Below are 481 nucleotides of genomic sequence, written 5' to 3'. Positions count from 1 at the left end.
ATGCTTGGAACAGTTTTTGTGAAGATAAACGCAGAGTCCAATCCCTCTGCTTTAGAGATTGGACTCGATTGGTAAGTTAATTAATGGAACTGGTATTAGAAGTAACCATCTCAATTCATCAGGTTTAAATGTAAAACAGCACGAGCCTCCCACTATCTAGAGAGACACCTCAATATGTAGCGATAAGGTCTATAACCAAGATCCAAAAACTAATACGTTAGAAGCGACGAAAGCCTAGTCGTCAGACTAGGCTTTCTAATAAGTAGCGGAATGGACGGGGTTGCGGACTTCAGGCAAACCCTTTGTTGGACTCATTCGGCCGAAGGGCAAGACACTTTTCTTGAGATGTAAAAAAGCCCTGCTATTTCTAGCAGGGCTTTTCTAATAAGTGGCGGAGTGGACGGGACTCGAACCCGCGACCCCCGGCGTGACAGGCCGGTATTCTAACCAACTGAACTACCACTCCGCAGTGGTCAACTCA

1 tRNA gene is annotated in these 481 nt (G+C 45.7%); it reads right to left on the bottom strand.

What is annotated here, in order from left to right:
• Window positions 1-389: 389 nt before the first annotated feature.
• Window positions 390-466: transfer RNA gene (locus tag AACR09_RS12115), tRNA-Asp, on the bottom strand.
• Window positions 467-481 lie beyond the last annotated feature (15 nt).

This window comes from Vibrio sp. OPT20 (genome assembly GCF_963889365.1).
Classification (GTDB): domain Bacteria; phylum Pseudomonadota; class Gammaproteobacteria; order Enterobacterales; family Vibrionaceae; genus Vibrio; species Vibrio splendidus.
The sequence above is the reverse complement of the archived record's forward strand: the minus strand, read 5'-3'. Positions and strand labels throughout refer to the sequence as shown.